Genomic DNA, 12,401 nt, shown 5'->3' with positions numbered 1-12,401 from the left:
GGGGTGGCGCGACACGGCGCCCGGCGATCACGTCCGGTGAGCGCAGGGGGATACCCTGACGGTCGTGGGTATTCCGGCGTGGATCTGGTTCGTCGTCGCCGCCGTCGCCTTGGTGGCGGGGTTGGGGCTGCTCGCGGCCGACCGGGCGAAGGAGGGCTCGCGCAATCGCGAGCGAATGCGCTGGGCCGAGTTGCGCGGCTGGCAGTTCGTCGAGGAGGACGACAGGTTGCCGCGGCAGTGGTCCGGCGGCGCCATCGGGTACTTCGGCGCGCAGGCGGCGGTCAACGTCGTGGCCGGGTCCACCTTCACCTCCGACGGGCGACGCCCCGTCTTCATCTTCGACATCGAGACCGAGGGCCAGATCCCGGCGGTCGTCGTCGCCGTGCGCTGCAACCGGGTGCACGAGGTACCGCTGGAGATGTGGCTGTCCAGTGTGCCGTTCCAGCGCCAGGACATGCCCGAGATGCTCGGCCCGATCGGCCAGCGCTACGCCTTCGCCGACGACTCCGAGGGCGCCCGCAAGGTGATCACGCAGGAACTCGTCGACGCGGCCGATTCGCTCGGCGGCGACGTCGGCGTGGCGTGGCTGGAAAACGAGTGGGTGCTCGCGAGCGTCGCCCCGAACGCCGGGCCGTCGCGGCTCGAGCGGCTGCTGCGCGACCTCGGCGAGATCGCCGACATCGTCGACCCGTTCGACGAGGAGTACAACAACACCCCGACCCCCGGCCGCCATTGGCAGGCCGAAGAGGCCGACGACATCGAGCCCAAGGGCTAGGACTGCCTGAGCTCCAGCGGCAGCGCCCCGGCGGTGACGCCGGTGTGAGTCGGCCTGTCGAACACGGTCAGGTCGAGTGTCCCGGACTGTGTCACGTGCCCGGCCTCGGCGGGATCGACGGTCGGCAGGATCCCGCGGATCGATGTCGAGGTGGTGCCGTGGACTTGCGCGACCTTGTCGACGCCGAGGTCACCGCTGATCGTGTTCGCGCCGGAGCCGGTCAGCACGGCGCCGTGCTGCGCCAGATCCGCGTTCTGATCGGTGGTCACCAGCCCGGTCATCGGACCGGCGGTGCCGCCGAAAGCGTGTTCCTGACCGAAGCCGGTGCCTGAGCCGGCGTCCAAGGGAAGGACGCCGTTGAAGCGGCCGCCGCCGTGCTGCGCCGAGGTCGCCCCGACGGTCGCGAGGTCGCCGAGATCGACGGCGTGGCCGGAAGACCGGCCTGCCTCCACCACTCCGCCGAGCACACCGGAGAAGCCGCCGTCGAGCCGCGCGGCCCGATCGAGTTCGCCGCCCGTGTGCTGTTGGGTCTCGTTGATCACGCCGAACCCGGGCAGCGGGCGGACGGCGTGATAGGTCCCCTCGGACGCGTCGATCGCTCGGCCGTCTTCGGTGACGAGGGAGGACGTGCCGGTGCGCGGATCGAGGGCGGCCTCGGTCAGTCGCGCGCCGCTTCGTTCGAGCTTGGTCTCGTTCCCGGCGACGACACTGCCGTAGGGGTCGAGCTTCAGCGTGTTCCGCTGGCCTTGCGCGAGCGCCTGCGTGGTCTTCGAGGCGGTGAGCGCGCCCACCCGGTCCGGCCGGACGGTGGCGCCGTCGCGGGTCTCGACGCTCTCGCTCACCGATCGGCGGACATCCGCGACGACCTTCGCGTCGCCGAGGTCCTTGCTGTAGACGTCCCGCTCGGTGTTGTTCACGAACCCGCGAAGGACGGACGTGTCCCCTTCGCTGGTGACGCCGACACCGCGATCGAGGGTGCCTTCGCGCTTGTGGTCGAGCGGCAGCGGGATCGCCGGGTCGGTCTGGGCGGCGAGCGAGGTGGCCGGGCCGGCGAGCAACAACGCCAGCGGCGCGGCACCGGCCGCGACCTTGGGCAGATAGCTCGGCTTGCGCCTGCTGTGCTTCCCCATGGGCCGGGACGATACTTCCCGACCGAGGTCATCGCACGTCAGGTCCCCACTGAGGGTGACCTCCACCGCTCGTCACCCGGCGAGAAATCACCCGACCGGAGAGTAGGTTCGCGGTATGACACAAACCGCACTGATCACCGGCGCCACCGCCGGCATCGGCGCGCAGTTCGCGCGCAGGCTCGCCGCCGAGGCGTACGACCTCGTGCTCGTCGCCCGCGACGTCGACAGGCTGGAAGCCTTCGCCGCGGAACTGGTCGAGGCGCACGGTGTCGACGTCGTCGTCCTGCCCGCCGATCTGTCCGAAGTGGACGGACGCGAACTCGTCGAGGCCCGGCTGGCGGAAGAGCCGGTCGACCTTCTGGTGAACAACGCGGGATTCGGGCTCAACGGCGATTTCTGGACCATCCCGCCGGACGCGCTGCAGCGTCAGCTCGACGTCAACGTCACCGCGGTCCTGCGCCTGACCCGCGCCGCGCTGCCCGCGATGATCGACCGTGGCGAGGGCGCGATCATCAACGTCAGCTCGGTCGCCGGTTTCTTCAGCGGACGCGGTTCGACGTACACGGCCAGCAAAAACTGGGTCACGTCGTTCACCGAGGGCATCGCGGCCTCGCTGCCGAAGGGCGTCCGCATGATGGCGCTCTGCCCCGGATTCACCGCGACGGAGTTCCACGAGCGGGCCGGGCTGGACAGGCCGGGGCCCAAGGCGTTCTGGCTCGGCGTCGAGCAGGTCGTGGACGAGGCGCTCGCGGATCTGCGCCGCGGCAAGGTGATCTCGGTGCCGAGCCTGCAGTACAAGGCGCTCGTCGCGGTCGGCGGACTGCTGCCGAGGGCGGTGCTGCGCAAACTCGGCGGCGGTTTCGGCGGCAAGGGCCGCACCTGAGTCGCGCCGTCGGCGTTTGGGACTTCGCCGAGCGGGTAGGTACGGATCATGAAGTCAGCCCGCCTGATGGCCGGCGCGGTGGTCCTGGTCTTGGCCGCCTGCTCCACCGAGCCGCCCAACACCCCGCCGCCGAACTCTCTGTCGCCCACCGCGACGGAGCAGGCCAAAGGGAAGCCGGTGAACGCGATCCAAACGGCGGCGGGCGCCGTGCCCGACGGGCGGGTGTTCGATGTGGAGCCGTCGAACGAGGGCTGGGAGATCAAGGTCGCGTCGCACGGCCAGGAGCACAAAGTGCGCGTGAGCCGGGACGGTGGTCAGGTCCTCGGCAAACAGCAGACCGCCAAACCGAGCGACGACCTGGCGAAGATCGAACAGGCGGGTGTCGACGCGGTCAAGGCGCTGCAATCCGCGCAGCAGCGCCAACCGGGTGAACTCGACGAGATGGAGATCGACTACGCCGCCGACGGCACCCTCATCTGGGAGATCGGGCTTCGCGACGGCAAGGGTGTCGAGCACGAGGTCAATGTGGACGCCAAGACCGGCGAGGCCCACTGAGCCGGTGAGGTAGGGCCTGCCCCACCGCGGAGACGCACGCTCGCCCCAGGGTGCATCCGACCTGGGATTCCTAGGGTTTTCCCCATGAACACTGGGTGGAACGGTGACGCGGTCCGGCTCGACGGCGTCCGCAAGGAGTACGGCAAGGGTGTCATCGCACTGGACGGGGTGACACTCGCGTTCCCGCGCGGCGGTTTCACCGCGGTGATGGGCCCCTCGGGCTCTGGCAAGAGCACTTTCCTGCACTGCGCCGCCGGACTGGACCGGCCGACGTCCGGGTCCGTCGTGCTCGACGGGCAGGAGCTGGCCGGGATGAGCGAGACGAAGCTGACGAAGCTGCGCCGCGACCGGGTGGGCTTCATCTTCCAGGCCTTCAACCTGCTCCCGGCGCTGACCGTCGAGCAGAACGTCACCCTTCCGCAGCAACTCGCCGGCGCCAAGCCGGACCGCCGCGTCGTCGAGGAAATGCTCGGCCGCGTCGGGCTTTCCGGCCGCCGCAAGCACCTTCCCGGCGAACTTTCCGGCGGGCAGGCACAGCGCGTCGCGATCGCGCGGGCGCTGGTCACCCGGCCCGCGGTGGTCTTCGCCGACGAGCCGACCGGTGCGCTCGACACGCGGACCGCCGCCGAGGTGCTCGGGCTCCTGCGCGATTCGGTCCGGACGACCGGCCAGACCGTGATCATGGTGACCCACGACCCGATGGCCGCCTCCTACGCCGACCGCGTCATCTTCCTCGCCGACGGCCGGATCGCGGACGAACTGCACGCGCCGACCGCGGACGTCGTCGCGGAGCGCATGACCCACCTCGGTGCTTGGGGCAGCCGCGTCCGGGCAGGTGCGTGATGCTGCGTCTCGCCTTCCGGACCCTGCGCCTGCGCAAGGGCGGGTTCATCGGAACCTTCGTCGCCGTCTTCTTCGGCGCGCTGATCGTCGCCTCCTGCGGTGGCCTGATGGAGACCGGGATCCGCGGCAACGCGGAGCCGCAGCGGCTCGCGGCCGCCCCGATCCTCGTCACCGGCGGCCAGACCTTCGAACTGCCGAAAAAGGATCCGGCGACTCTCGACGCCGACGACGACGAGAAGTTCGAGACCGCGCGGCTCCCGGAGCGGGTCCGCCTCGACAACGGCCTCGTTTCGCGGTTGCGTTCCGTCCCCGGCGTCTCGGACGTCGTCGGTGAAGTGAGCTTTCCCCTCGCCGCGGCCGGTCAGCGGGCTCTCGGCCACGCTTGGGATTCCGCCGCGTTGACGCCATACGCGTTGACAGCTGGCGCCGCGCCTGGCGCGGGCGAGGTCGTCGTCGAGTCGACGTCGGGGCTGAAGCCCGGTGATCGTGTCGACGTCGCCGCGCGTGGCGAGACCGAAACGTTCCGGGTCGCCGGTGTGGCCGGTGCGCCGCGCTCGATCACGCGGTCCGCCGTGTTCTTCTCCGCCGCGGACGCCGCGCGGCTCTCCGGGTATCCGGGCAGGGCCGACGTCATCGGCGTCTTCACCCAGCCGGGTGCCGACATCGAAGCGGTGCAGGCGAAGGTCGCCGAGGCCGCGGCCGGGGCGACCGTCCTGAGCGGTATCGACCGCGGTGTCGCGGAGTTCCCCGAGGCCGAATCGAGCGGGGCAAACCTGATCGTCATCGCCGCGGTGTCCGGCGGGCTCTCGGTGATGGTCGCGATGTTCGTCGTCGCGAGCACGCTGAGCCTGTCCACCCAGCAGCGCTCACGCGAACTCGCGCTGATGCGGGCGATCGGCACCACCCCGCGCCAGCTGCGGCGCATGGTGCTCGGCGAGGCACTGGTCGTCGGCCTGCTCGCCACCGCGCTCGCCGCCGTCTTCGGCCCGTTCCTCGGCGAATGGATGTTCGGGCGACTCGTCGAAAACGGTGTGGTGCCTGAGGTTCTCCGGTTCTACCAAGGCTGGCTGCCCGCCGTGGTCGGTGCGGGCGCCGCGATGCTCGCGGTGTTCATCGCCGCCTTCGTGGCAGGCCGCCGGGCAGGCAGGATCCGGCCGACCGAGGCGCTCGCCGAGGCCGCGGTCACCCGCCGCTGGCTGACGCCGACGCGGGTCGTGCTCGCCGTTCTCTGTTTCGGCGGTGGCCTCGCCCTGGCCATCGTGACCGTCGCGGTGATGACCGGTCCGATCGCGGCCAGCACCGCCGGACCCGCCGTGATCCTGTGGGCGCTCGGCGTCGCGATGATCACCCCCGGCGTCGCGAAGGTGATGACGGCGATCCTGCAGTGGCCGATGCGTCTCCTCGGCGGCATCGACGGACGGCTCGCCGTGCTCAACACCCGCGCCGGGATCGTCCGCGCGGCCGGTGCGGTCACCCCGATCATGCTCGCCGTCGGGATCGCGACCGCGAACATCTACCTGCAGACCACCCAGCAGGAGCTGGCGAACCAGGCGTTCACCGAGGACGTCCGCGCCGACGCCGTGATCGGCTCGGTCGCCGGCGGGCTCTCGCCGGATCTGGTCCAGCGGATCCAGGCCGTGCCCGGTGTCGCGGGAGCGTCCGAGTACGTGACGACCACTGTGTTCGTCGAGAAGCCGTACGAACGCTCCGACGATGGACGTCCTGCGGTCGGCCTCACCGCCTCCGGCGCCGCCGCGACGACCAACACGAAGGTGACCCAGGGCGACTTGAAGTCGTTGACCGGCGCCACCGTCGCGCTCCCCGACGTCTTCGCGAAGGACTTCGGCATCGGCATCGGCGACACGCTGAGCCTGAAGCTCGGCGACGGTATCCCGGTCGACGTCAAAGTGGTCGCGGTGACCAGCCAGCGCCCCGGTTTCGAGAGCCTGTTGCTCCCGGCCGCTCTCCTGGCGCCGCACACCACCGCCGGGCTCGCCCCGCAGATGCTGGTCCGCGCGGCTCCGGGCGTCGATTCCGCGACGCTGACCGAACGCCTTCGCGAGGCGACGGCCGGGCAGCCGGTGACCGTCGGCGACCGGGACGCGCTCGTCGCGGCGCACGCGAAGGACCAGGCCGTCGGCGCCTGGGTGAACTACCTCATGGTCGGGATGATCATTGCCTACACGGTGATTTCGGTGGCCAACACGCTGGTGATGGCCACGATGCGGCGGCGCCGCGAGTTCGGTCTCCAGCGGCTCACCGGCTCGACCAGGGCGCAGGTGCTGCGGATGGCCGGTTTCGAAGGCGGGCTGGTCGCGCTGATCGGGATCGTGCTCGGCACGGTCGTCTCGGCGGGCGCCATCGTCCCGTTCTGCCTGGTGGCGGCCGATTCCCTGCTGCCGATGGGATCCCCGCTGATCTACCTGTCCATCATCGGGATCGCCGCGGTGCTCGCGCTGGCGGCGACCCTGGTCCCGGCCTGGGCGGCGACCCGGGGACAGCCCGTGGACGCCGCGACCACCGGCAGTGACTGAACACACTGGGGCAAACACCCCGGGGGCGCCCGCCGGGCCGTGTGTAAGACTCTCGGCCGTGGCGTACCCCGGGGTTGATCAAGCGGCGAAACTCGAACTGGCAAGGCTCGTCGGCGAATTGGCCGTCGTGCACGGCAAGGTGACGTTGTCTTCCGGCAAGGAAGCCGACTACTACATCGATCTTCGGCGGGCGACGCTGCATCACGCGGCCGCACCGCTCATCGGGAAGCTGCTCCGCCAGCTCACGCACGACTGGGACTACGTCGCCGCCGGCGGCCTGACCCTCGGCGCGGACCCGGTGGCGCTGGCCATGCTGCACTCCGCGGCCACCGACGGCGTCGTACTCGACGCGTTCGTGGTCCGCAAGGCGGTCAAGGAGCACGGCATGCAGCGCCGGATCGAAGGCGTCGAGGTGCTCGGACAGCGCGTGCTGGCCGTCGAGGACACCTCGACCACCGGTGGCAGTGTGCTCACCGCCGTCGAGGCGCTGCGCGAGGCGGGAGCGAACGTGGTCGGCGTCGCGACTGTCGTCGACAGGGACACCGGAGCGCGTGAGGCCATCGAGAAGGCTGGCCTCGAATACCGTTACATTCTGAACAAGGACGATCTCGGTCTGTCCTGACTGATCAGGTGAACCCGCGATCGACGTCGGCAGGGCGCAGACTGGTCATTCCACGTCACTACGGCGGAGCAGGCGCCCTGCCACCGCGATAGCGGGGCCTTCGGCCGAGGCGGGTTCACAGTTCGGTCGCCTTTCCGATACATCTTCAGCTCCGCCTGCCGGTCCTGAGTAAAGCGTCCCGAACGGGGCATTCTCCATGCGAACGGAGGATGCCCCGTTTTTTCATGAGCGTTTCTCAATACGAGAGGGGTAACGTCGCAGGTAGGGGAGTGAAAGGGGGCTTGAGGTGGCGGGTTTCCTGGCGGACGTGACAGTCGCGGTACACATTTTCGCGCTGCTGTTCATCGGATTCGGTGGTTTTCTCGCGTGGCGGTGGCCGAAGGTGATCTTCGTGCATGTGTTCTTCGCCGCATGGGGTGTCCTCGTCAACGTCTTCCCGTGGCCCTGCCCGCTGACGGCGGCGGAGAACTACTTCCGTCATCAGCAAGGCCTCGGCGACCTGCCCGGCGGCTTCAACGCCTACTACCTCTACGACACGGTGTTCCCGCGCTCGTCCCTGCCGTTGGTCGTCGTGATCGCGATGGCGACGGTGATCATCTCCTACGTCGGCACGGTCCAGCGCTGGCGTCACCGCGACCACGACGGCGACGCACCGGCGCACCGCGTCAGCATGGGCTGAGTGACAATCACTCGGTGACTGAGGAAGAGGTCGGCCCCACCGAATGGGTGGCGCGGGAAGAGGTCGGCGTCGGCCCGTGGGAGGGCGACTGGCCCACGGACGAGCGGTACGACCCCGAACTCCTGGCTAACGGTGACCGCCGCAACGTCGTCGACCCGTACCGCTACTGGCGGCGCGAGGCCATCGTGTCCGATGTGGACGCCCGGCGGCACCCGTTCCACGTCGCGATCGAGAACTTCCAACACGACCACAACATCGGCACCGTGGTCCGGACGGCGAACGCGTTCGCCGCGGCCGCCGTGCACATCGTCGGGCGGCGGCGCTGGAACCGGCGCGGCGCCATGGTGACCGACCGCTACCAGCACCTTCACCACCACGAGGACGTCTCCGGGCTGCTGACCTTCGCAGCCGAGGAGGGGCTCGCCGTCGTCGCCGTCGACAACACCCCAGGTTCGCAGCCCGTCGAGACGGCGGAACTGCCGCGCGAGTGCGTCCTGCTGTTCGGCCAGGAAGGCCCAGGGCTGTCGGCCGAGGCGCAGAAGACGGCGTCGCTGGTCGTCTCGATCGCGCAGTTCGGCACGACGCGCTCGATCAACGCCGGCGTCGCCGCCGGGATCGTCATGCACGCCTGGGTGCGGCAGCACGCCGACCTCTCCCAGGCCTGGTGACGCGAGATACGTCTTCAAGCACGCGAGTGCGGAGGATTCGGGACTCTGAACGTCCCCGATCCTCCACTCTCGCACCCGTACCGGGGACCTGAGTGAGGTGCCCTTGATCAGCCTCCGAACCGGTGACGATCCCCGCTGTCTATGAAGGATTTGGGACACTCAACGTCCCAAATCCTTCACAGACACGCTCGACGGCCCGCCGAATCACTGCTCATCTGCTGGTCAGACGTAGGTACACAAGACCACGCCTTCACGGACTTGATATTGGGGTAAGGCAACGTGTCGTGCCTGGATCCCGCACTCTCGGAACCGGTCTCGGAGCACGCGAGTGCCCTACCCATCGATAAATGCGTCCCTTTGCGTGTGCGACGACCGCATTCAGAGGACGAAACGCGGTCTAGACCGGGGCGACGTCCACCGGGATCCCGTTGAGCACGGCCGTCCCGGAGGGGACGTCGAGCAGGGTCTCGTCGGCGACCAGGTTCGAGTTGACCCCGGCGTGCGCGGTCGCGACACCCGTGCGCGTCCCGTCAAGGCCGTGCCCCCAGCCGTGCGGCATGCTCACCACGCCGGGCCGGACGTCGGCCGTGACCTCCACCGGCGCTTCGAGCTTCCCCGCCCGCGACGTCACCGACGCGAGCTCACCGTCGGCCAGCCCGAGCCGCGAGGCGTCGTCCGGATGCACCTGCACCGTGCACCGGTTGCCGCCGCGCACCAGCGGCGTCAGGTTGTGCATCCACGAGTTGTTCGAGCTCAGATGCCGTCGCCCGATCAGCAGCAAACCGCCGTCCGGCGTCTTGTCCAGCTCCGCGCGCAGCCGCGGGACGTCCCTCGTGATCGCGTCCGGAGCCAGTTCGACCTTTCCGCTCGCCGTGGTGAGCACCTCGGGCAGCCGCGGCTTCAATGCGCCGAGGTCGACGCCGTGCGGGGCGGCTTCGAGGTCGGCCAGTGTCAGCCCGTACGGCCCGCCACGCAGCATCAGGTCGATCATCCGCGCCGGTCCCGTGCGACCTTCGGCGAGCGCGAGGTCGACGCCGGTGCGTCGCGCCGTCTCGGCCGCGACCATCGTGTCGAACGCGGCGACGTCGACGTCCGGGCCTTGACCAGCGGCGATGCCCGCCATCCGCAGCAGCGTCACCCACTCCTGCGGCAGGTCGGTCTCGAGCGTCTGGGGTGTCCAGTTCGCGACGTTGCGCACGGCGAGCGCGTACAGCGCGACGTCGTAGTGCGGCCGCTCGAGCGGTGACGGGCCGGGCAGGATGACGTCGGCGTGCCGGGTGGTCTCGTTGAGGTACACGTCGAGGGAGACCATGAAGTCCAGCTGCCGCAACGCCTCCGTGAGCCGCGCGGAGTTGGGCGTGCTCAGTGCCGGGTTGCCGCTGATCGTCACCAGCACGCGGACCTGGCCCTCGCCGGGCGTCTCGATCTCGTCCGCGAGCGTGGCCACCGGCAGTTCGCCGAGCACCTCGGGGTAGCCGCGCACCCGGCTCTTCCACCGGCCGCTGGTGAACGGCGAGGACCGGCGCGGCCGCCAGAGGGCGGGCAGCGGAAACATCATGCCGCCCTCGCGGTCGAGGTTGCCGGTGAGCGTGTTGACGACGTCGACCAGCCAGCTCGCGATGGTGCCGTACGACTGCGTCGTCGTCCCCATCCGGCCGTAGACCGCGGCTCGTCCGGCGTCCGCGAGATCGAGCGCGATGCGGCGGATCTCGGCCGCGTCGATGCCGGTCGCGGGCGCGACCGCCTCCGGGGTGAACGGCTCCGCGAGCGCACGGACCTCGTCGACGCCGTTGACCTGCTCGCTGGGACTGACCCGGTTCTCCGCGAAGAGGACGTTGACCAGCGCGAACAGGAACAGTGCGTCCGTGCCGGGCCGGATCGCGTGATGTTCGTCGGCGAGCTGCGCCGTCCGGGTGCGGCGTGGATCGAGGACGACGATCTTGCCGCCCCGCCGCTGGATCCCGCGCAGCCTGCCGCGGGTGTCGGCCGCGGTCATCAGGCTCCCGTTGGACACCAACGGGTTGGCGCCGAGGATGAGCAGGTGCTCGGTGCGGTCGAGGTCGGCGACGGGAATGGCCTGCGGATCGCCGAACAGATACCCAGACGAGAAGTGCTTCGGCATCTGGTCGACCGTGGTCGCGGTGTAGAAGTTCTTGGTGCCCAAGGCTTTGAAGAACACGCGGCCATAGAGCACCAGCGCCGCGTTGTGCACCGTCGGATTGCCTGAGTAGACGGCGACGGCGTTCCGGCCGTGCTCCTCGATGATCGGCCGGAGCCGCTTGTCGATCTCGGCGAAGGCCTCGTCCCAGGTGACCTCGACGAACTCGCCGTCGCGTTTGACCAGCGGCGCGGTGAGCCTGTCCGGGTCGTGGTGCAGCGCGCCGAGCGAGGCGCCCTTCGGGCAGATGTACCCGTGGGAGAAGACGTCCTCCTGGTCGCCCTGTACCCGGGTGACGAGGCTCTTCTCGTCGATCGTCACCTCCAGGCCGCAGGTGGCTTCGCACAGGGGGCAGGTCACATGCGCCGTGGTCATGAGGCACCTCGCGGGATCGGGGATCGTCTCAACATACTGAGCGGTATGTCAGGGGGCAAGGGATGATGGCGCGATGAGTGCTCTCGCCGACCGGGCCGCGACCGCCGAGCGCGCGGTGCGCGACCGGCATCTGCGCCGGGTGTGGGGGCTGCCGCGGACCGTGCTCGGCCGCAGTGGCTGGCCGCCCTCGGCCGACCAGCGCGTCCACTGGCACTGGAACTACTGGTGGCAGGCGCATCTGCTGGACGCCCTCGTCGACGCCCAGCTGCGGGATCCCTCACCGGATCGGCTGAAGCTGATCGACCGGTTCGTGGGCTCGCTGCGGTTGCGCAACTTCGGCAAGTGGATCAACGACTATTACGACGACATCGCCTGGCTCGGCCTCGCGTTGCAACGCGTCGGCCATCTCGGTCTGGACGTCCGCGGCGGGCTCGAGGCGATCAGTTCGCGGCTGCGCGAAGGCTGGACCGACGACGCGGGCGGCGGCATCTGGTGGCGTGTCGGCGACCAGTTCAAGAACGCCCCCGCGAACGGCCCCGCCGCGATCTTCCATGCCCGCGAAGGGGCGACGCAGCACGCGCGAGGCCTGACGGACTGGATGACCGATCGGCTCGTCGATCCGGAGACCGGACTGGTGTGGGACGGCCTGCGCGTCGACTCCGGCGAGCTGGTCAAGCATATTTTCACGTACTGCCAAGGAGTTTACCTCGGTGCCTGCCTTGAACTGTCCGAAATGGACAGGGTGGAGCGCACGATCCACGCGGTCGCCGCGCACGTCGCGCCGAACGGGGTGATCCGGGGGCAGGGAGGCGGCGACGGGGGCCTGTTCGCCGGGATCCTGGCGCGCTACCTGGCGCTCGCGGCGCCGCTGCTGCCGAGTGGGGTGGCGCGCGATCTGGTCCTCCGGTCGGCTGAAGCCTGCTGGAGCGGAGCCACCGCGACACCGCACGGGCCGCTCTTCAGCGCCGACTGGGCGACTCCGGCGCCTTCGCTGCCTCTCGCCCCCGACGCGCCGGAACGCGACCTCTCCGTCCAGATCAGCGCCTGGATGCTCCTCGAAGCCGCCGCCCGCATTGTCGTGAGTGGCGATTAGGGGTTTTAACCGCCAGGCCCCCGAACGAAACCCTCACCCCAGGGGCGCCAAACCTGGCCCCCGGGGCCCGACGAGGGGGTCGACCC

The 12,401-nt window shown here is 69.9% G+C and carries 11 protein-coding genes; 9 read left to right on the top strand and 2 right to left on the bottom strand.

The annotated features are described in order from the left end of the window. Window positions 1-64 precede the first annotated feature (64 nt). Entirely contained in the window at window positions 65-775 is a 711-nt protein-coding gene (locus tag ACZ5ZX_RS00930; protein ID WP_465500040.1) for a hypothetical protein, read from the top strand. Here the strand turns inward: ACZ5ZX_RS00930 and ACZ5ZX_RS00925 are convergent. Then, entirely contained in the window at window positions 772-1,905 is a 1,134-nt protein-coding gene (locus ACZ5ZX_RS00925) for a hypothetical protein (protein WP_465500039.1), read from the bottom strand. The genes ACZ5ZX_RS00930 and ACZ5ZX_RS00925 overlap by 4 nt on opposite strands. A gap of 115 nt (window positions 1,906-2,020) precedes the next feature. Between ACZ5ZX_RS00925 and ACZ5ZX_RS00920 the strand changes: the two genes are divergently transcribed. The 7 genes from ACZ5ZX_RS00920 to ACZ5ZX_RS00890 all read left to right on the top strand — a co-directional run bounded on the left by ACZ5ZX_RS00920 (window position 2,021) and on the right by ACZ5ZX_RS00890 (window position 8,689). Continuing rightward, window positions 2,021-2,788 carry an SDR family NAD(P)-dependent oxidoreductase gene (locus ACZ5ZX_RS00920; protein ID WP_465500038.1) on the top strand — a complete coding sequence of 256 codons (768 nt, stop codon included), beginning with the start codon at window positions 2,021-2,023 and terminating at the stop codon, window positions 2,786-2,788. Between the two features lie 48 nt (window positions 2,789-2,836). Then, window positions 2,837-3,343, top strand: a complete 507-nt coding sequence (locus ACZ5ZX_RS00915; protein WP_465500037.1) for a PepSY domain-containing protein — start codon at window positions 2,837-2,839, stop codon at window positions 3,341-3,343. 84 nt (window positions 3,344-3,427) lie between these two features. After that, complete coding sequence (locus ACZ5ZX_RS00910) at window positions 3,428-4,186, top strand: ABC transporter ATP-binding protein (protein WP_061981816.1); 759 nt, start codon at window positions 3,428-3,430, stop codon at window positions 4,184-4,186. Further along, the gene (locus ACZ5ZX_RS00905) at window positions 4,186-6,720 is read left to right on the top strand and encodes an FtsX-like permease family protein (protein WP_465500036.1); all 2,535 of its coding nucleotides are present in this window, start codon (window positions 4,186-4,188) and stop codon (window positions 6,718-6,720) included. The genes ACZ5ZX_RS00910 and ACZ5ZX_RS00905 overlap by 1 nt, the downstream gene beginning before the upstream one ends. A 58-nt stretch (window positions 6,721-6,778) precedes the next feature. After that, window positions 6,779-7,342 (top strand): orotate phosphoribosyltransferase, encoded by a 564-nt coding sequence (pyrE, locus tag ACZ5ZX_RS00900; RefSeq protein ID WP_465500035.1) that lies wholly within the window; start codon window positions 6,779-6,781, stop codon window positions 7,340-7,342. 286 nt (window positions 7,343-7,628) lie between these two features. Next, entirely contained in the window at window positions 7,629-8,021 is a 393-nt protein-coding gene (locus ACZ5ZX_RS00895; protein ID WP_465500034.1) for a DUF2784 domain-containing protein, read from the top strand. Between the two features lie 14 nt (window positions 8,022-8,035). Beyond that, window positions 8,036-8,689 carry a TrmH family RNA methyltransferase gene (locus ACZ5ZX_RS00890; protein WP_465500033.1) on the top strand — a complete coding sequence of 218 codons (654 nt, stop codon included), beginning with the start codon at window positions 8,036-8,038 and terminating at the stop codon, window positions 8,687-8,689. 397 nt (window positions 8,690-9,086) lie between these two features. On the opposite strand, the gene ACZ5ZX_RS00885 is transcribed toward ACZ5ZX_RS00890, so the two are convergent. Further along, the gene (locus ACZ5ZX_RS00885; protein ID WP_465500032.1) at window positions 9,087-11,222 is read right to left on the bottom strand and encodes a molybdopterin oxidoreductase family protein; all 2,136 of its coding nucleotides are present in this window, start codon (window positions 11,220-11,222) and stop codon (window positions 9,087-9,089) included. Between the two features lie 73 nt (window positions 11,223-11,295). Between ACZ5ZX_RS00885 and ACZ5ZX_RS00880 the strand changes: the two genes are divergently transcribed. Then, window positions 11,296-12,315 carry a glycoside hydrolase family 76 protein gene (locus ACZ5ZX_RS00880; protein ID WP_465500031.1) on the top strand — a complete coding sequence of 340 codons (1,020 nt, stop codon included), beginning with the start codon at window positions 11,296-11,298 and terminating at the stop codon, window positions 12,313-12,315. Window positions 12,316-12,401 lie beyond the last annotated feature (86 nt).

This window comes from Amycolatopsis sp. NPDC033938 (assembly GCF_055575975.1).
Note: the sequence above shows the minus strand (reverse complement) of the source record. Positions and strands in the feature narration are given on the sequence as shown.

Coding starts and splice junctions, on each gene's coding strand:
- ACZ5ZX_RS00880 (WP_465500031.1), top strand. CDS start 11,296: ATGAGTGCTCTCGCCGACCGGGCCGCGACCGCCGAGCGCGCGGTGCGC.
- ACZ5ZX_RS00920 (WP_465500038.1), top strand. CDS start 2,021: ATGACACAAACCGCACTGATCACCGGCGCCACCGCCGGCATCGGCGCG.
- ACZ5ZX_RS00905 (WP_465500036.1), top strand. CDS start 4,186: ATGCTGCGTCTCGCCTTCCGGACCCTGCGCCTGCGCAAGGGCGGGTTC.
- ACZ5ZX_RS00885 (WP_465500032.1), bottom strand. CDS start 11,222: ATGACCACGGCGCATGTGACCTGCCCCCTGTGCGAAGCCACCTGCGGC.
- ACZ5ZX_RS00910 (WP_061981816.1), top strand. CDS start 3,428: ATGAACACTGGGTGGAACGGTGACGCGGTCCGGCTCGACGGCGTCCGC.
- ACZ5ZX_RS00915 (WP_465500037.1), top strand. CDS start 2,837: ATGAAGTCAGCCCGCCTGATGGCCGGCGCGGTGGTCCTGGTCTTGGCC.
- ACZ5ZX_RS00925 (WP_465500039.1), bottom strand. CDS start 1,905: ATGGGGAAGCACAGCAGGCGCAAGCCGAGCTATCTGCCCAAGGTCGCG.